Annotated in this window: 18 protein-coding genes; 17 read left to right on the top strand and 1 reads right to left on the bottom strand. The window is 31.1% G+C overall.

The genetic code is table 11. The features are described 5' to 3' along the window. Positions 1-41 precede the first annotated feature (41 nt). Positions 42-1043, bottom strand: coding sequence for an endolytic transglycosylase MltG (gene mltG / locus ELQ10_RS04445; RefSeq protein ID WP_002880964.1), 1002 nt, complete (start codon positions 1041-1043; stop codon positions 42-44). Here mltG and ELQ10_RS04440 point away from each other — a divergent pair. From ELQ10_RS04440 to ELQ10_RS04360, 17 genes are all read left to right on the top strand, one after another. Beyond that, positions 958-3528, top strand: a complete 2571-nt coding sequence (locus tag ELQ10_RS04440; protein ID WP_134250262.1) for a DUF3971 domain-containing protein — start codon at positions 958-960, stop codon at positions 3526-3528. The two genes, mltG and ELQ10_RS04440, sit on opposite strands and share 86 nt — an antisense overlap. Positions 3529-3644: 116 nt before the next feature. Then, positions 3645-5849: an NADP-dependent isocitrate dehydrogenase gene (locus ELQ10_RS04435; RefSeq protein WP_134250261.1), complete on the top strand. Its 2205-nt coding sequence runs from the start codon at positions 3645-3647 to the stop codon at positions 5847-5849. Further along, positions 5846-6748 carry a malate dehydrogenase gene (locus ELQ10_RS04430; RefSeq protein ID WP_002873401.1) on the top strand — a complete coding sequence of 301 codons (903 nt, stop codon included), beginning with the start codon at positions 5846-5848 and terminating at the stop codon, positions 6746-6748. The genes ELQ10_RS04435 and ELQ10_RS04430 overlap by 4 nt, the downstream gene beginning before the upstream one ends. Then, positions 6749-7912 carry an ADP-forming succinate--CoA ligase subunit beta gene (gene sucC / locus ELQ10_RS04425; RefSeq protein ID WP_002880972.1) on the top strand — a complete coding sequence of 388 codons (1164 nt, stop codon included), beginning with the start codon at positions 6749-6751 and terminating at the stop codon, positions 7910-7912. A gap of 9 nt (positions 7913-7921) precedes the next feature. Then, complete coding sequence (gene sucD, locus ELQ10_RS04420; RefSeq protein WP_002855278.1) at positions 7922-8791, top strand: succinate--CoA ligase subunit alpha; 870 nt, start codon at positions 7922-7924, stop codon at positions 8789-8791. A gap of 13 nt (positions 8792-8804) precedes the next feature. Further along, positions 8805-9116 (top strand): 4Fe-4S binding protein, encoded by a 312-nt coding sequence (locus tag ELQ10_RS04415; RefSeq protein ID WP_002854819.1) that lies wholly within the window; start codon positions 8805-8807, stop codon positions 9114-9116. A gap of 8 nt (positions 9117-9124) precedes the next feature. After that, a complete protein-coding gene (locus ELQ10_RS04410; protein ID WP_044305864.1) occupies positions 9125-10249 on the top strand; it encodes a 2-oxoglutarate synthase subunit alpha in 1125 nt (374 codons plus the stop codon). Next, entirely contained in the window at positions 10250-11095 is an 846-nt protein-coding gene (locus tag ELQ10_RS04405) for a 2-oxoglutarate ferredoxin oxidoreductase subunit beta (RefSeq protein WP_134250260.1), read from the top strand. It begins immediately after the preceding gene. Beyond that, entirely contained in the window at positions 11092-11649 is a 558-nt protein-coding gene (locus ELQ10_RS04400) for a 2-oxoacid:acceptor oxidoreductase family protein (RefSeq protein WP_002856866.1), read from the top strand. Before ELQ10_RS04405 ends, ELQ10_RS04400 begins: the two co-directional genes overlap by 4 nt. A 137-nt stretch (positions 11650-11786) precedes the next feature. Then, positions 11787-12050, top strand: coding sequence for a DUF2018 family protein (locus tag ELQ10_RS04395; protein ID WP_002854834.1), 264 nt, complete (start codon positions 11787-11789; stop codon positions 12048-12050). 2 nt (positions 12051-12052) lie between these two features. Further along, positions 12053-12589, top strand: coding sequence for an exporting protein (locus ELQ10_RS04390; RefSeq protein WP_134250259.1), 537 nt, complete (start codon positions 12053-12055; stop codon positions 12587-12589). 13 nt (positions 12590-12602) lie between these two features. Further along, positions 12603-13496: a hexaprenyl-diphosphate synthase gene (locus ELQ10_RS04385; RefSeq protein WP_134250258.1), complete on the top strand. Its 894-nt coding sequence runs from the start codon at positions 12603-12605 to the stop codon at positions 13494-13496. Further along, positions 13496-14794 (top strand): glutamyl-tRNA reductase, encoded by a 1299-nt coding sequence (hemA, locus tag ELQ10_RS04380; RefSeq protein WP_002861264.1) that lies wholly within the window; start codon positions 13496-13498, stop codon positions 14792-14794. The genes ELQ10_RS04385 and hemA overlap by 1 nt, the downstream gene beginning before the upstream one ends. Further along, positions 14778-16487: a proline--tRNA ligase gene (locus ELQ10_RS04375; RefSeq protein ID WP_134250257.1), complete on the top strand. Its 1710-nt coding sequence runs from the start codon at positions 14778-14780 to the stop codon at positions 16485-16487. Before hemA ends, ELQ10_RS04375 begins: the two co-directional genes overlap by 17 nt. Beyond that, on the top strand, positions 16484-16873 hold the full coding sequence (gene fxsA, locus ELQ10_RS04370) for an FxsA family membrane protein (RefSeq protein ID WP_134250256.1): 390 nt from the start codon (positions 16484-16486) through the stop codon (positions 16871-16873). The genes ELQ10_RS04375 and fxsA overlap by 4 nt, the downstream gene beginning before the upstream one ends. Continuing rightward, positions 16870-17793 carry a hydroxymethylbilane synthase gene (hemC, locus tag ELQ10_RS04365; RefSeq protein WP_134250255.1) on the top strand — a complete coding sequence of 308 codons (924 nt, stop codon included), beginning with the start codon at positions 16870-16872 and terminating at the stop codon, positions 17791-17793. Before fxsA ends, hemC begins: the two co-directional genes overlap by 4 nt. Next, positions 17790-19592, top strand: a complete 1803-nt coding sequence (locus ELQ10_RS04360; protein ID WP_134250254.1) for a menaquinone biosynthesis decarboxylase — start codon at positions 17790-17792, stop codon at positions 19590-19592. The genes hemC and ELQ10_RS04360 overlap by 4 nt, the downstream gene beginning before the upstream one ends. Positions 19593-19710: the final 118 nt, after the last annotated feature.

The following is a 19710-nucleotide window of genomic DNA, read 5'->3' as shown; positions in this document are numbered from 1 at the left end:
ATACTGTTCCAATTTAACTATTTTGTATAAAAATATCAAAATTATTTTCCTTTTTGTAAATTTATGGCTTTATTGTGATCATCTATATTTGTGCTAAAAATATGAACTCCAGTATTTTTATCACGCACAAAATATAAATAATCTGTCTTTAAAGGAAAAATAGCTGCACGAATAGCAGCTAAAGAAACATTACAAACCGCTTCTTTAGGCAATCCTGTAAATTTATAGGTATTATAAGAGCTATTATCTTGTCTTATTCTTTGTGGGGTAACTTTTACATGGGAGTAAATTCCATAATTTAAAGTTCCATCCATTTGAAGCTTCATACCTTTTTTAAGTCGATTATAAATTACGCTTGCAACTATAGGCATTTCATTGTCATTAGCAGCTTCTTTTTGTATTACAGAAGCGATGATGATATATTGGTGCCATTTTTTTGGATTATAATCACCAAAAATTTTCTCAGAAGTTTTTTTATTGGAAATTTCAGCATGGTTTAAAAGCATTTGAATGAGTAGATTTTCTGTAATGCCTTTTGGGATTTTATAAGTTTCTGGTAAAAAAACTCCTTCATCATAAGGAGCTTGAGCTTGAAATTCTTTTAAAAGCATATCTTTATCAAGTTCAAGTTGTTTGGCTGCTTGTTCTAAAAAGATTACGCTTGTTTCTCCTGGGATAAGAGTAATGGTTTGAAGTGCTGCTTTAGCAATAGTGAGTTTATGTAGAAATTCAGCCCTATTTAAATCTTTTGTGCCTATGTTGATCCAGCCTGATTGAGGGTGTCCTAAAAAAAATAAAATATATTTATCAATACTACTCATCTGATATTTATTTTGCTTTAAATATGTTATAATTTGAGAAATTGAACCTTGGGGAATAAATACCACAGAATTGCTTTTTAAAGGCTGAGTTAGATAATAAAAAATCCCCAAAATAAATATCAAAAAGAAGTTGCGTATGAAAAAGAAAATTTTATATATTGTTGTATTTTTTGTTGTGCTTATATTAGCTTTGTTTATAGTGCTTAAAAATGGGATTGTCATCTCTAGTATCCAATTTGATTTTTTAAAATTGGAACAATTATATATTAAATTAGATAAAAAATTAATTGTACGAGCAAAAAATATCACTATAAATGAGACTCAAAATTCCGAAATTTCATCACAAACTCACTCTTCTGATAATGCTTCAACAGAGATTTTAAAAATAACAAAAAATTTAAAATATCTATATACTTTTGTTGAAGAGATTGATATACAAAATTTAAATATAAAAGATAATCATGTGAGTATTTTATTTAGAGATAATGAATTTTTTATAGATAATGATTTATTATTTTTAAAATTAACATTACAGCGTCAAAATAAAGAACTTATAGCTGATATTAAAAAACTTTTATTAAAAGATTATGATTTAAATATTGATGGAAATTTAAGTATCAATACTAAGAGCGAGTTTTATTATTTTCAAGGTAGAGCAAGTGGAGAATTGCTTGACTTTAACGCAAGTATCTCTTATAAAGATAAAAATTTAGCTTATAAAATAGAAGATTTAAATATTAGAAATATTACGGAAATTTTTAAAAGAGTTAATAAAAGAATAGAACTTCCGCAGAGTTTAAATCTTTGGGTAGCATATAGGGCTAAGGGAGAATTTTATCATTTAGATTATTTGCAGGGCTTTATAGATTTTGCTAAAGATAATTATTATTTAGACAATATTAGTGCATCAGGTTATGTTAATAATGTCAAAGTTCGCTTGGATGATAAAATGAATGCTATTGAAATTCCAAAGCTTGATTTAAATTTAAACAAACAAAAGCTTGATTTTGTCTTTAATAAAGCTTTCTATAATGGTGCTGATTTAAGTTCTAGTAAGGTTTATCTATATGATTTATTTGATGAAAAAAAAGCTGGGATTTATTTGCGCATTAAATCTGATAATCTAAAATTTGACGAAAAACTTGCTAAAGCTTTAGAGGATTATCATTTTTCATTACCTTTTTATCAAAAAAGCGGAAAAATTAAAAGTGATTTAGAGCTTAAAATTGATTTTCATGATAAGGGTGAAATTTCTTATAGTGGTATTTTAGCTTTAGAGAATGCTAGTATTTCTTTGGCTGATTTTAATATTACAAAAGCATTTGTAAAATTAAATCAAAATGATTTAAATATAGAAAATGCTAGTGTTAAAAATGGCTTTTTAGAGGCTGATTTTAATGCTAAATTTGACTTGCAAAAACAACAAGGAAATTTCAATACTCAGATTTCAAGGCTTTATTTTGACAATGGGGAGCTTTTAGATTTAAAAAATCAAAATGTAGAAGTAAAATTAGATTATTCGCAAAATGTTAACATTAGCATTCCTCAGTGGAATTTGATTTTAAATTTTAAAGATGGGCTTGAGGCTAATCTTAATAATCCTAAGATATTATTTTCATTTTCTCCATTACTTAAAAAGTTTGGGTTTATCGATGCTAAAAATGTTTATTATAAAACTTTAAATTTCGAAGATTTTAATGCAAGCGTTAATGATGCTTATTTTAAAAATAATTTACTTATCAACGGTCAAACTCCTTATGAAAATGATAGCTTTGATATTGTAAAAAATAAGGGCATTATGGAAATTCATACTCAAAGTGATATTGCAAGTGCTAAAATAAGTTCTGATAATAAAGAAATTCATTTGAAAAATTTAAGTTATATTTATAGAAAAGATTCCAACTCTTCAAATTCAACATTTGATATTTCTACTAATACCCAAAATATTAGTTTTGGTGGAGCAAATGTAGCTTTAATTTTGCCAGATTCTAATAAAACTTTGGCTTTTGATAGGGTAGAGGCTGATTTAAAAGGCAATGCTTTGGATCTTAAAGGTTCTAGAGGAAATGCAAAATTTGATCTTTATTATTCTTCTAATGATTTAAATTTAAACGTTAGCAATATTGATGATAATTATTTAAATGAGTTTTTACAAAAACAAGCTGTTCAAGATGGAGTGTTTAACTTAAGTATAAAAGGAAGTGGATTGGAGTATTTTGATGGACAGATCGATTTTAAAAATACTTATGTGAAGGATTTAAGAGGTATAAATCAGCTTATTTCCTTTATCGATACTGTACCAAGTTTATTGATGTTTAAATCTCCAACTTTTAATCAAAAAGGTTTAAGCCTACATGATGGAAAGATTATTTTTAATAGAAAAAAAGATCTTTTAAGTGTTTCAGCTATTAATTTAAATGGCGATAGTGTAGATATATATGGTTTAGGATCAGCAAATTTAAGATTAAATACAGTGGATTTTAGTTTAGAGCTTAAAACTTTAAAATCAGCTTCAGAAGCTATATCCAAGGTTCCAATTTTAAATTATGTAATTTTAGGTAAAAATCAAGAAATTAGCACAAACTTAAAAATAGATGGAAGTATAGATGACCCTAAATTTCATACCGAAATTTTAACAGATACTCTAAAAACCCCTTTTAATCTTATTAAAAATATCATACAACTTCCTGCTAATTTACTTAATTAAAAATATTTAAAGTTTGTTTGAAAACTAAAACAAACTTTAAACTTACTCTTGCATTTTTTTTTATTTGTAATATACTTAAAAATGAAAATAAAAATAAGTATTTTAAAGGACTAAAAATGCAAATTACTTATACCTTAACAGATGAGTCCCCAGCTCTTGCGACTTATTCGTTTTTGCCTATAGTGAAAGCTTTTTTAAGTAGGGCACATATAGGAGTAAAAACCTCGGATATTTCTTTGTCTGGAAGGATTTTAGCTACTTTTAGTGAGTATTTAAAAGAGGAACAAAGATGTGAAGATGCTTTAGAGCTTTTAGGCGAGCTTGTCAAAAGATCGGATGCAAATCTTATTAAAACCCCAAATATTTCAGCTTCTATTCCTCAGCTTAAGGCGGCGATTAAAGAATTGCAAGATAAGGGTTATATGTTACCAAATTACCCAGATGAGCCAAAAAATGATGAAGAATTGCAAATTAAAACAAAATATCAAAAAGTTTTAGGTTCAGCGGTTAATCCTGTATTAAGACAAGGAAATTCGGATCGTCGTTCAACAAAAGCGGTAAAAGACTATGCAAAAAACAATCCTTATCGTGTGGTTGAGTTTAATCCAAACTCAAAAACTCGTGTTTCTTACATGAAAGAAGGGGATTTTTTCTCTAATGAAAAAGCGGTTTTAATCGATCAAGATTGTGTGGCTAATATAGAATTTACAAGCGTTGATGGTAAAAAAGAAATTTTAAAAGAGGGCTTAAAACTTGAAAAAAATGAAATTTTAGACGCTACTTTTATGGATGTGCAAAAACTTCAGGAATTTTATGCAAAAGAAATTAAAGCAAGCAAAGATGATGATGTGCTTTTTTCTTTGCATTTAAAAGCTACAATGATGAAAGTAAGTGATCCTATACTTTTTGGTTATGCGGTAAAAGTATTTTTTAAAGAATTATTTATCGAATTTCAAGATGAATTTGAAAAATTAGGTATTAATCCAAATAATGGTTTAAGTGAGCTTTTAAGTAAGATCGAAAATTCAAGCAAAAAAGATGAAATTTTAAAAAAATACAATGAAATTTTAGCTAAATCTGCAGATATTTCTATGGTAAATTCAGATAAAGGCATCACAAATCTTCATGTTCCAAGCGATGTTATCGTTGATGCTTCTATGCCTGCAATGCTTAAAAATGGCGCAAGATTGTGGGATAAGGAAGGTAAGGAAAAGGACACAAATGCCGTAATTCCTGATCAAACTTACGCAACTATTTATGAGGCGGTTATTGAAGATTTGCATAAAAATGGTACTTTAAATCCTTCAAAACTTGGCAGTGTATCTAATGTAGGTTTAATGGCTAAAAAAGCTCAAGAATATGGATCGCACGATAAAACCTTTGTGGCTAAGGAGGAGGGGACTTTTAAAATAGTTTCTAACGGTAAAGTTTTATTAGAACATAAGGTTAGAAAAGGTGATATTTATAGAGCTAATCAGGCTAAATTTGATGCGGTGTTAAATTGGATTGATTTAGGTATAGAAAGATCAGAACTTAGTGGAGCCGAAGCTATTTTTTGGTTAGATAGCAAAAGAGCTAGTAATAAAATCATGATAACTTTGGTACAAAATCGTTTAAAAGAAAAGGGTAAAAATATAGCCATTTTAACTCCAAAAGAAGCTTGTTTAAGAAGTTTAGAGTTAATCCGAGAAGGTAAAGATGTTATTTCTATCACGGGTAATGTTTTAAGGGATTATTTAACCGATCTTTTTCCTATTTTAGAGCTTGGAACAAGTGCAAAAATGCTTTCTGTTGTGCCTATGTTAAATGGTGGAGCTATGTTTGAAACAGGAGCAGGGGGTTCAGCACCTAAACAAGTAGAACAATTAGTCGAAGAAAATCATCTGCGTTGGGATAGTTTGGGTGAATTTTTGGCTTTGCAAGCAAGTTTGGAATTTTATGCAAATAAGTGTAGCAATCATAAAGCTAAGGTTTTAGCAGAATGTCTTGATGAGGCTATAGGCGAATGGCTTGAAAATAATAAAGCTCCATCAAGAAAAGTTAAAGAAGATGACAATAGAACAAGTCATTTTTACTTAGCAATGTATTTTGCAAATCATTTAGCAAGACAGGCAAGTGATATGGAGCTTCAAAGCTTTTTTAAAGATATTGCCCTAGAGCTTTCTTCTAATCAAGAAAAAATCAGAGCCGAATTTAACGATGCGCAAGGTGTGAAAGTGGATTTGGGTGGGTATTATAAATTTGATGATGAAAAAGCAAATAAAATCATGCGTCCAAGTGCAACTTTTAACGCTATTTTAGAAAAAATAGGACAAAGATGAAAATCACTGTTATAGGGGCTGGCAATGTAGGCTCAAGCGTAGCTTATGCTTTGATTTTAAGAGAAATAGCAAATGAAATTGTTTTAGTAGATATCAATGAGGATTTGCTTTACGCAAAAGAACTAGAGCTTACTCAAAGCATAGCTGCTTTAAATTTAAATATAGATTTACTTTGCACTAAAGATTATACTCATACCAAAAATTCAGATATAGTGCTTTTTAGTGCAGGTTTTGCTAGAAAAGATGGGCAAAGTAGAGAAGAATTGCTTCAGTTAAATACAAGCATTATGCTTGATTGCGCTAAAAAAATTAAAGATTTTACAGAAGATCCGCTTTTTATTATTTTAACTAATCCTGTGGATTTTCTACTTAATACTCTTTATGAAAGCGGAATTTTTTCATCAAAGAAAATTATAGCCATGGCAGGAGTTTTAGACAATGCAAGATTTAAGTATGAGCTTGCCAAAAAACTTAATGTCAAAATGTCAAGCGTGGATACAAGACTTATTGGTTTTCATAATGATGATATGGTTTTGGTAAAATCTTACGCAAGTGTTAAAAATAAAAATATAAGCGAATTTTTAAATGAAGAAGAATTTGAGGATTTAGAAAATGAAGTTAAAACAGGTGGAGCTAAAGTAATCAAACATCTTAAAACTTCAGCTTATTTAGCCCCTGCTAGTGCTTGTATAAGAATGCTTGAGTCCATAAGAAGTGGCGAGTTTTTACCCATGAGTGTGATTTTACATGGGGAATTTGGAGTGCAAAACAAAGCCTTAGGAGTTATGGCAAGATTAGGACTTGAAGGTGTAATTGAAATCATGAAAATGGATCTTAGTTTGCAAGAAAAAGACAAATTAGAAAAATCTTTAATCAAATATCAATATAAAGGAGAATAAATGAACATACATGAGTATCAAGCAAAAGCAATTTTTGCAGACAATGGCATCCCTACCTTAAAGGGAAAAGTTGCATTTAGCGTAGATGAAGCTGTATCTAATGCTAAAGAATTAGGCGGTAGTGTTTGGGCAGTTAAAGCTCAAATTCACGCAGGAGGCCGTGGTCTTGGTGGTGGTGTTAAAATCGCTAAGAATTTAGATGAGGTAAAAGATTACGCAAGTAAAATTTTAGGAATGAATTTAGTAACTCATCAAACAGGACCTGAAGGTAAGCTCGTGCAAAAACTTTATATAGAAAGTGGCGCTAATATAGTAAAAGAGTATTATTTGGCTATTTTATTTAATAGAATGGCAGAGCAAATTACCATTATCGCTTCAAGTGAAGGAGGGATGGATATAGAAAAAGTAGCCAAAGAAAGCCCTGAAAAAATTGCAAAAGTAGGTATTGATCCACAAATTGGATTTAAAATGTTTCATGGACTTGAAGTAGCGAGAGTTTTAGGACTTGATAAAGATGAAGGCAAAAAACTCATTTCTATGATAGCTAAACTTTATAAGCTTTACATGGATAAAGATATGAATATGCTTGAAATCAATCCTTTAATTAAAACTGCAGAAGGGGATTTTTATGCCCTTGATGCAAAATGCAGTTTTGATGATAGTGCGCTTTATCGTCATCCTGAGATTGCTGAACTTAGAGATATTACTGAAGAAAATCCTGCTGAAAGAGAAGCGGCTGAATTTGGCTTAAGCTATGTGAAATTAGATGGAGATGTAGCTTGTATGGTAAATGGTGCGGGTCTAGCAATGGCAACTATGGATATTATTAATTATAGTGGTGCAAAACCTGCAAATTTCTTAGATGTAGGTGGGGGAGCTTCTCCTGAAACTGTTGCAAAGGCTTTTGAAATCATTTTAAGAGATAAGAATGTAAAAGTTATATTTATCAATATCTTTGGTGGTATTGTTCGTTGTGATAGGATAGCAAATGGAATTTTAGAAGCTACTAAGAATGTTGAGGTAAATATTCCAATTGTAGTGCGTCTTGATGGCACTAACGCAGCAGAAGCAAAGACAATTTTAGATAATTCAAATCTTAAAAATATCAAAGCAGCAACCAATCTTAAAAACGGTGCAGAGCTTGTAAAAAGTTTAGTAGGATAAGGATAGAAAATGAGTATATTGGTTAATAAAAATACAAAAGTAATAGTTCAAGGTTTTACGGGTAAAGAAGCAACTTTTCACGCTGAGCAATGCATGGCTTATGGTACAAATATAGTTGGAGGTGTCACCCCTCATAAAGGCGGACAAACTCATTTAGGTAAACCAGTTTTTGATACCGTTGCAGATGCGGTTAAAGCAACAAAGGCTGATGTGAGCTTGATCTTTGTACCTGCTTTTGCTGTGGGTGATAGCGTGATTGAAGCAGCTGATGCGGGTATTAAGCTTGCAGTTGTAATCACAGAGCATACGCCTGTAAAGGATATGATGTTTGCTAAGCAATATGCTAATAAAAAGGGTATGAAAATCATTGGACCAAATTGTCCAGGTATTATCACTTCTGAAGAATGTAAGTTAGGTATTATGCCAGGTTTTATTTTTAAAAAAGGTTGCGTGGGGCTTATTTCAAAAAGTGGAACTTTAACTTATGAAGCTGCTAATCAGGTAGTTCAAGGTGGTTATGGAATTTCTACTGCAGTAGGAATTGGTGGTGATCCTATCATAGGTCTTGCTTATAAAGAACTTTTAAGTGAATTCCAAAAAGATGATGAAACTAAAGCTATTGTAATGATAGGTGAAATTGGTGGTAGTTTGGAAGTGGAAGCGGCTAAATTTATTAAAGAAAATATTAGCAAACCTGTGGTAGCATTCATTGCAGGTGCAACTGCTCCAAAAGGTAAAAGAATGGGGCATGCAGGTGCCATAGTAGGAAGTGCTGATGAAAGCGCTGCAGCTAAAAAAGAAGCTTTGAAAAGTTATGGAATTCATGTGGTGGATTCTCCGGCTTTAATTGGTGAAGAAATTCAAAAAATATTAGGTTAATAAAGGAAAAAACATGAGTATGACAGCTCCAAAAGATACCCCTGTTTGGGTAGATGAGCATAGATGTAAAGCATGTAATATTTGTGTTAGCTATTGCCCCGCTGGGGTTTTAGCTATGCGTGATGATGTGCATGCGGTTTTAGGACAAATGATAGAGGTGGTACACCCTGAATCCTGTATAGGCTGTACTGAGTGTGAGACACATTGCCCTGATTTTGCTATTATGGTGGCAAAAAGAGATGAATTTAAATTTGCCAAACTTACTGCTGAGGCTAAAGATAGAGCCGTAGCCGTAAAAAATAACAAATACAAAAAATTAGCATAGGAAAAATAATGAGAGAAGTTATAGCAACAGGTAATGTTTTAATCGCCAAAGCTGCGATTGATTGTGGATGTAAATTTTTTGGAGGTTATCCTATTACTCCTAGTAGTGAGATAGCTCATGAATTAAGCCATATGCTTCCTGCAAATGATGGAACTTTTATACAAATGGAAGATGAAATTTCAGGTATTAGCGTGGCTATTGGTGCGGCAATGAGTGGCGTAAAATCCATGACTGCAAGTAGTGGTCCTGGAATTTCTTTAAAGGCAGAGCAAATAGGACTTGCATTTATTGCTGAAATTCCACTTGTGATTGTAAATGTTATGAGAGGTGGTCCTTCGACAGGTCTTCCAACTCGTGTAGCACAAGGAGATTTGTTTCAAGCTAAAGCACCAACTCATGGGGATTTTGCAAGTATTGCTATTGCTCCTGCAAGTCTTGAAGAAGCTTATACAGAAACCATTAGAGCATTTAATTTAGCTGAAAAATATATGACTCCAGTATTTTTACTTATGGATGAAACTGTAGGGCACATGAATGGTAAAGCAGTTTTACCTGATTTAAAAGATATTAAAATTTATAACCGCAAAAAATTTGAAGGAGATAAAAAGGATTACAAGCCTTATGCAGCAGGAGAAAATGAGCCTGCAACTTTAAATCCTTTCTTTACAGGTTATCGTTATCATGTTACGGGACTTCATCATGGAGACATAGGTTTTCCAACTGAAGATGGAGTCATAGTGAAAAAAAATATAGAAAGACTCATAGGTAAAATTAAAAACAATCAAGAAGATATTTGCACTTATGAAGAATATATGCTTGATGATGCTGAATTTTTAATCATTGCTTATGGAAGCGTAAGTCGTTCAGCAAAAGAAGCTATACAAAGATTAAGAGAGCAAGGGATTAAAGTGGGACTTTTCCGTCCAATTACTCTTTATCCAGTGGCTGAGAAAAAAATTGCTGAAGTTGTAAGCAAATTTAAAAAAGTAATGGTAAGCGAGCTTAATATGGGACAATATCTTGAAGAGATTGAAAGAGTAACTTCGCGTCGCGATTTTATTAGCTTGCACCGTGCAAATGGTCGTCCTATCACTCCAAGTGAAATTATTGCTAAGGTAAAGGAGAATATATAAATGGCTTTTAATTATGATGAATATCTAAGAGTAGATAAAATGCCTACTCAGTGGTGCTGGGGATGTGGCGATGGTGTTGTTTTAAAATGTATTATCCGTGCAATAGAAAAACTTGGTTGGAATATGGATGATGTTTGTCTTGTTTCGGGTATAGGTTGTAGTGGTAGAATGAGTTCTTATGTAAATTGTAATACAGTTCATACAACTCATGGTAGAGCAATAGCTTATGCAACAGGTATTAAATTAGCCAATCCTAGTAAACATGTTATTGTAGTAAGCGGAGATGGGGATACTTTAGCAATTGGTGGAAATCATACTATACATGGTTGTCGTAGAAATATTGATTTAACCCACATTGTGATCAATAACTTTATCTATGGACTTACGAATTCTCAAACAAGCCCAACCACCCCAAAAGGTTTTTATACAGTAACAGCTCAATTTGGAAATATTGACCCTAATTTTGATGCGTGTGAATTAACTAAAGCTGCAGGGGCTTCTTTTGTGGCAAGGGGTAATGTGATCGAAGCTAATAAGCTTGAAAATTTAATTTATAAGGCTTTAGCGCATAAGGGTTATAGTTTTGTAGATGTTTTTTCAAATTGTCATATCAATCTAGGTAGAAAAAACAAAATGGGTGAAGCTGTAGCTATGCTTGATTGGATTAAAAATCGTGTTGTGGATAAAGCTAAATTTGAAAGCATGGATTTTAAAGAAAGAAAAGATAAATTTCCAACAGGAATTTTACATGAAGATAATTCTCAGCCAGAATACTGCCATGCTTATGAAGAAGTGCGTCGTGCGGCTAAAGAAAAAAGAATGGTGGATTTAGGAGCTTTAAAATGAAATATCAATTAAGATTTGGTGGTGAAGGCGGACAAGGTGTTATCACCGCAGGAGAAATTTTGGCAGAAGCAGCCATTAAAGAAGGTCGTCAAGCTTTTAAGGCTTCTACTTACACTTCACAAGTGCGTGGCGGTCCTACTAAGGTGGATATTATCATCGATGATAAAGAAATTTTATTTCCTTATGCTGTAGAAGGGGAAGTAGATTTTATGCTTTCGACTGCAGATAAGGGTTATAAAGGTTTTCGTGGGGGTGTAAAAGAAGGAGGTATCATAGTTGTAGAGCCAAATTTAGTACATCCTGAAAGCGAAGATTATAAAAAATGGCAAATTTTTGAAATTCCTATTATTACCATAGCTAAAGATGAGGTAGGAAATGTGGCTACTCAATCAGTTGTAGCACTTGCAATTGCTGCTTATATGAGTAAATGTATAGATTTAGATGTTTTAAAAGACACTATGCTTCATATGGTTCCTGCAAAAACTCGTGATGCAAATGCTAAAGCTTTTGATCTGGGTGTAAAATACGCTACTCAAGCAAAACCACATTCATAATAAATTCCGCACCATGCGGAATTTAACTTCAAAATTTTACACATTGCAAATAAAATTTAAATTTTAATTATTTTAATTTAGCTACTTTTAACGATTAAAATTTTATAATCAAAAACTTATATTTTCAAGGAAAATTAATGGATTTTTTTGATGAAATGTTTAATAAAACTCCAAAAGAAAAATTTATAGAAATTATACAAAATGGAAATTTAGGAGCCTTAGAAAAAGTTTTTGAGGAATTTTTTGCTGATCATATTGCTATGGTGGAACTTTTGGAAAAACAAGGTCTAACAGAAATGGATGTAAAAAATTTCATATTAGAAAATGGTGATTTCATAGAAGAAAGGCAAAATGATATTTATATAGAATTAGGTGCAAAAATTTTAGGACACGAAGGCTAAAATTGTTTAAAATAAGCCCCTATTTAATTTGTATTTTTTTTATTTTTAGTAATGTTTTAGCATCTGAACCAACTTTTGATTATACTTATAAATTTATACTTAAAAAAGATGAGAGAGCTAGTGTGCAGATTAAAGAAATAGGCTATGAAGATAAGGTACAAAATTTTGATTTTTATTGGACTTTGTTTGATAATACTAATATCATCGTACATTCGAAATTTCGCAAATATCCGCGTCAATTTGTGATGAGTTTAAGAAGAAATTTAGATTGGGTAACTCAAACTTTAATACCTGATTATACTAATCCACATATTGATAGAGCAAGGCTTATTTTAGAATTTAGTGGTTATAATAAAGGTTTGGCAACTTTTACGGTTTATATAGAAGATAAGGAATCTCGCTTAATGGTAGAATTTTTAGATCCGAGAAAAAAAGCTTTACAAAATCCACCTCAAAATAATCAGGTTGTTCCTATGATTAATTTTAACGAACCTCAGGTAAAACCATTAACAAACAAAGAAAATAATAATAGCAATTAACAAGGAAAAGATAGTGCAAAAAATAGATGAATTAATAAAACAGTTTTTACAAGAGCTTGGCTATGAACCTATTTTAAATATGCTTTCAAATGTAAAATCAGGAAAGAAATTACGTTCTAAATTATTATTAGCTATCGCAGATGAGAGTGAGATTGCTTTTAAAATTTGTGCAGCTATAGAATTGATACATCTTGCTAGTTTGTTACATGATGATATTATCGATGAGAGTGAATTAAGGCGTGGGGCAAGATCTGTTAATGCTGAATTTGGTACAAAAAATGCTCTTATGTTGGGCGATATTTTGTATTCAAAAGCCTTTTATGAATTAAGCAAAATGGATGCTAGATTTGCAAGTATTATTTCAGATGCTGTTGTAAAGCTTGCTATAGGCGAACTTATGGATGTTGATTTGGGAGAGAAATTTAATATCAATAAAGAAGCTTATTTGAAAATGATCTATAATAAAACAGCTGTTTTGATCGAAGCAAGTGCGAGATGCGGAGCTATTTTGGCTGGATTATATGAAAGAGATTTTGCAGAATATGGAAAAAATTTAGGACTCGCTTTTCAGATGATTGATGATATTTTAGATATTAAGAGTGATGAAAAAATTCTTGGAAAACCTGCTATGAATGATTTTAAAGAGGGTAAGACTACCTTACCTTATATTTATCTTTATGAAAATTTACAAGAACAAGATAGGATATATTTGCAGACTTTATTTAAAAAAGATTTAAATGAAAATGAAAAAGAGTGGGTAAAAATTAAATTTGAAGAACAAAAAGCTTTAGAAAAAGCTATTTTAGAAGCTAAAACTTATGCAAAAAAGGCTAGTAAAGCGATTGAAAAATATGATAATAACAAGCTTAATGATATTATTAAAGCTATGATAGATAGGGAATTTTAATGTATTATTGTATATCTTTTACTCATAAAAATACAGATATTGCCTTAAGGGAAAAGTTAAGCTTTTCCAATGAAGCTAAAAAAAGTGAGTTTTTAAAAATCATTAGCACTCATGAAAATATTGAAGAATGTTTGGTTATAAGTACTTGCAATCGTGTTGAAATTGTTGCTTTTGTAAAAATGGCCTGTGCGGAGTTTATTGTTAAATCTTTGGCTTTGCTTTGTGATGTGGATAAAGATATTTTACTTGAAAAAGCTGATATTTTTGAAGATAGTGGAGCAATCCATCATCTTTTTTCCGTAGCAAGTTCTTTGGATAGTTTGGTGGTTGGAGAAACTCAGATAGCGGGGCAATTAAAAGATGCCTTTGCTTTTGCCGTAAAAAATAATTTTTGCGGAGTACATCTTTCAAGAGCAGTGCATAGTGCTTTTAAATGTGCTGCTAAGGTACGCAATGAAACTCAAATTTCTAAAAATCCTATTTCTGTAGCTAGCGTTGCCGTGGCAAAAGCAAAAGAACTTGCAGATTTAACGCAAAAAAAAGCTGTTGTTATTGGAGCTGGAGAGATGGGAGAACTTGCGGCAAAACATTTAATTGCTGCGGGTGCTAAAGTGATTATTTTAAATCGTGATTTACAAAAAGCTAAAGATTTGTGTGAGAGACTTGGTGTTTTAAGCGAATATGATAGTTTAGAAAATTTAAAAAAATATTTAAATCAATACGAGTTTTTTTTCTCAGCTACCAATGCACCAAATGCTATTATTACAAATTCTCTAATAGAAGAACTTCCTTATAAGAGGTATTTTTTTGATATTGCAGTTCCAAGGGATATTGATATCAATGAAAATGAAAATATATCTGTTTTTGCCGTAGATGATCTTGAGATTGTGGTTCAAAAAAATTTAGCGCTAAGAGAACAAGAAGCTCGTATGGCTTATGGGATAATAGGTCGTGAAACAAGTGAATTTTTTAGATATTTAAACGATTTGGCTTTGATGCCTATTATCAAAGCTATACGCTTGCAAGCTAAAGAATATGCAGATAAACAACTTGAAATTGCGTTAAAAAAAGGATATTTGAAAAAATCTGATAAAGAAGAAGCTAGAAAGTTGATTCATCAAGTTTTTAAGGCTTTTTTACACACACCTACTGTGAATTTGAAACATTTACAAGGTAAAATGCAAAGCGATACAGTGATTAATGCTATGCGTTATGTTTTTGATTTGCAAAATAATCTTGAAGGTTTAAATCAATATAAATGTGAATTTGATATGGAGAATAATGATGAGATTTACTAAATTTTATGCACCAAGTTTAAAAGAAGCGCCAAAAGATGCGAGTTTGCCTAGTCATATTTTTTTAACGCGTGCGGGTTTTGTAGAACAAATTGGTAGCGGACTTTATAATTTCTTGCCTTTAGGAAAAAGAGTTTTAGACAAGATTAAAAATATAGTTAAAGAAGAAATGGATAAGGCTGGAGCACAAGAAGTAAATCTTAGTTTTATCACTCCTGCAAGTTTGTGGCAAGAAAGTGGGCGTTATAATGTTTTTGGAAAAGAGCTTTTGCGTTTTAAAGACAGAAAAGAAAATGAATTTGTTTTAGGTCCAACACATGAAGAAGCTATGCTTTCTTTGGTAAAAAACAAAATCACAAGCTATAAACAACTTCCTTTGCATTTATATCAAATTGGACTTAAATTTCGTGATGAAGCAAGACCTAGATTTGGGCTTTTAAGATGTCGTGAATTTTTAATGAAAGATGGATATAGTTTTCATGCCAATGAAGAAGATTTAGGGCGTGAGTTTGAGCTTATGTATAAAACTTATTCTCAAATTTTACAAAGAATGGGGCTTGATTTTAGAGCAGTTGAAGCTGATAGTGGGGCTATTGGTGGAAGTGGTTCTAAGGAATTTATGGTTTTGGCAAAAAATGGGGAAGATGATATTTTAATTTGTGAAAATTGTGATTATGCGGCCAATGTTGAAGCTGCAAAAAGAGCTAAAAAAACTTGTCAAGATGAGCGTCCTGAAGCAAATTATGCAAGTAAATTTCACACTCCAAATATTAAAACTATAGATTCTTTAGCACAATTTTTTAAAATCAATGCTTTTTATACGATTAAAGCAGTGGTAAAAAAAGCTATTTATGAAAATGAAAGCAAATTAGTTGTGTTTTTTATAAGAGGAAGTGATGATTTACAAGAAATCAAGGCACAAAATGCTTGTAGTGCCCTTGAACTAGTCGATGCGAGCGAAGAAGAATTGGAAAAAGCTGGTTTAGCAGCTGGTTTTATAGGTTTTGTGGGATTAAAAGATATAGATTTTTATATAGATTTTGAGCTTGAAAATGAAAAGCAAATGATTATGGGTGCGAATGAAAAAGATTATCATTTAATCGGTATTGATGTTGTAAATTTAAACAAAGATCGTTTTAAAGATTTGATTGAAGTTAAAGAAGGGGATTGCTGTGCTAAATGTGGAGCAAAATTAAAACAAAGCAAAGGTATAGAAGTAGGGCATATTTTTAAACTAGGACAAAAATATTCTAAAGCGATGAATGCAAATTTTTTAGATGAAAATGGCAAAAGTCAGCCTTTTTACATGGGATGTTATGGCATAGGTGTTTCACGCTTATTGGCTGTAGCTATTGAAGCAAGTCATGATGAAAAAGGATGTATTTGGAATAAAACTTTAGCTCCTTTTGTGCTTGAAATTATTGTTTCAAATCTCAAAGATGAAAAGGCTTTAGAGTTTGCTAATAAGCTTTATGAGGATTTAATTAATCTTGGATTAGAAGTATTGCTTGATGATAGAAATGAGCGTTTTGGGGTTAAAATGAATGATTTTGAACTTATGGGCTTTCCTTATGCGTTAGTTATTGGTAAAGGATTAGAAAATAATGAAATAGAGCTTATCCAAAGAGAAGGTTTGATAAAAGAACTTATAAAAACTGATGAACTTATGGAAATTCTTAAAAAGAAAGTGTTATGAATTATAAATTAAGTTTAAGTCCTTTATTTGTACTTGAAATTATTGCAAGTATACTTTTTATAGTGTTTTTTGGTTTTGGTAATTTTTTATTTTTCATACTTTTGAGTATGATTTTTGGGGTGGTTTTATTGGGAATTTTTTGGAAAAATATGCTTGAATTTCAAATGGGTGGCTTAAAGGATATGTTAACACAATTTTCTTTTGTTATCGCAGGGTTTTTGCTTATTTTTCCAGGGATTATTACAAGTGTTTTTGGAATTTTTGTATTTTTCTTTGGTATTGCTTTAAAATTAATAACTAAATCAAAATATCAATACACTAAGCAAGAGTATCAAAATTCTAATGAAGAAATCATTGATGTTGAAATTATAGAGGATAGAAAATGAAGCTTATTATCGCAACAAGAAAAAGTCAATTAGCTCTTTGGCAAAGTGAACATGTAGCCCAAATTTTAAAAAATACACATCAAATTGAAGTGCTTTTAGAAGGTTTTAAAACAAAAGGTGATGTTTTGCTTGATTCTCCTTTGGCAAAAATTGGTGGTAAAGGACTTTTTACAAAAGAACTTGAAGAAAGTATGTTAAGAAAAGAAGCACATTTAGCGGTGCATAGTTTAAAAGATGTACCTAGTTTTTTTCCTCAAGGTTTAGTTTTGGCAGCGGTAAGTAAAAGAGAGCAAAGCAATGATGCCATGCTAAGTCAAAATTATAAAGATTTTCTTTCTTTGCCAAAAGGTGCAAAAATAGGCACTACTAGTCTTAGACGCAAGATGCAGCTTTTATTATTAAGACCTGATTTAGAGATTATTTCTTTGCGTGGTAATGTTAATTCTCGTATAGAGAAATTAAAAAATAATGATTTTGATGCGATTATTTTAGCTATGGCGGGAATTAAACGCTTAAATTTAGATAAGCAAGTGAATTTTGTTTATGAATTTAGCAAGGATGAGCTTATTCCTGCGGCTTCTCAAGGAGCTTTAGGTATAGAAAGCATAAATGATGAAAAAATTTTAGAACTTTTAAAATGTTTAAATGATGAAAATGCTTTGATTGAAACAAGCATTGAAAGAGAATTTATTGCTACTTTAGAAGGGGGTTGTCAAGTTCCTATAGGTATTAATGCAGAGCTTTTAGGAGACGAAATTTGTGTGCGTGCGGTACTTGGACTACCCGATGGAAGTGAAATTTTAAAAGATAAAAGAATGATTAAAAAGAATGATTTTAAAGGTTTTGGAGAGAGTTTGGCTAAAGAATTTATTACTAAAGGTGCTAAAGAACTTTTAAAAAAAGCTGAGAGTATGATATGAAAGAATTTATTCAAATTTTAAAAGAAAATGATCTTTTAAGGGTAATTGAAGAGCCTGTAGATGTAGATCTTGAAATCGCTCATTTAGCTTATATAGAAGCCAAAAAAGGAGAAAAAGGTAAGGCTTTATTGTTCAAAAACCCTATAGATAAAAAATTAAACAAACAATATAAATTTCCTGTTCTGATGAATACTTTTTGTAGTGAAAAGGCTTTAAATTTGGCTTTTGGGCGTGATTATGAAGAGGTGGCTGAAGAAATTTCAAAACTCACCAAGCTTCACATTCCTACAAGTTTTAAAGCAAAAATGGATTTTTTTATGAATTTGTTAAGTTTTAAAAATGTTCCTCCTAAAAGACTGAAAAAAAATAAAGCCTTGTATGATTATGAAATTTTAAACTCACTTGAAGAACTTCCAGTGCTTAAAACTTGGGAAGATGATGCGGGTAAATTTATCACCATGGGGCAAGTTTATACACAAAATTTAGATAAAACTCAAAATAATCTTGGAATGTATCGTTTGCAAATGAGTGATAAAAATGAACTTTTAATGCATTGGCAAATTCATAAAGATGGAGCAAATTTTTATCACGAATACAAAAATGCTGGTTTTAAAAAAATGCCTGTAAGTATAGCCATAGGTGGAGATCCGCTTTATATTTGGTGTTCTCAAGCACCTTTACCTAAGGGAATTTTTGAACTTTTGCTTTATGGTTTTATTAAAAAAACTCCTGTAAAACTTACTCCTTGTGAAAATGGTATTTTTGTACCTTATGATAGTGATGTGGTTATTGAAGGTTATGTGGATTTAGAAGAGTTTAAAATCGAAGGTCCTTTTGGAGATCATACAGGTTTTTATACTCCTGCTGAACTTTTTCCTGTAATGAAAGTAGAAAAAATTTATGCTAAAAAAGATGCGATATATCAAGCAACGGTTGTAGGAAAGCCTCCTTTAGAAGATAAGATTATGGGGCTTGGTACCGAAAGAATTTTTTTACCCTTGCTTCAAACTTCGGTGCCTGATTTACTTGATTATAATATGCCCGAAAACGGAGTTTTTCATAATCTTATCTTAGCAAAAATCGATGCAAAATATCCTGCTCATGCGCAACAAATCATGCATGCATTTTGGGGAGTGGGACAAATGAGTTTTGTTAAACATGCAATTTTTGTGGATAAAAATGCACCTTCTTTGAAAGATTATGATGCTTTAATTCCTTATATTTTAGATCGTTTTAATACAAATAAAATTTTAATTTCAGAAGGAATTTGTGATCAATTAGATCATGCTTCACCTAATTCTTGTTTTGGAGGTAAAGCAGGACTTGATGCTTGTAAAGAAACACAAGTGGAAGAGCTTGAAATTTTAGAAGATGAAAAATTACTAGAGCTTTTTAAAACTAAGGTAGAGCTTTTAAATTTAAAGCAATTTTATAAAGAAAGTAAAAGTCCTATAGTTTGTATTTTGCTTGATAAAAAAGAAAAAATCGAACAAAGTTTTGATAAACTTTTAGAATTTAAAAAACATTTTAGGATTTTAGTATTTTTAGATGCTGAAAATAGGCTTGAAAATCCTTATATGCTTGTTTGGCGTGTGGTAAATAACATAGATGCTAAAAGAGATATTTTTATCAAAGAAGAAAGACTTGGAGTAGATGCAAGTGCTAAGGGTGAGGCTGAGGGTTATTTAAGAGCTTGGCCTAAGCAAACAGATTGCACTAAAAGCGTGATAGAAGATTTAATCTTGCGTAATATTTTAGAAAACAATCCAGATCTTTTTAATAAATTTGAAATTTTTTAAGATAATTGAGATTTTTTTAAAATTTTGGCACAGTTTTTGCTTATTGTTTTTTATATTGAAAAATAAATTTTTCTTTATAGGGTGTTCATAATTTTATAAATTTGTCGATATAAGCTTT

This window comes from Campylobacter sp. US42a, assembly GCF_004379055.1.
Lineage (GTDB): Bacteria > Campylobacterota > Campylobacteria > Campylobacterales > Campylobacteraceae > Campylobacter_D > Campylobacter_D jejuni.
Note: the sequence above shows the minus strand (reverse complement) of the source record. Positions and strands in the feature narration are given on the sequence as shown.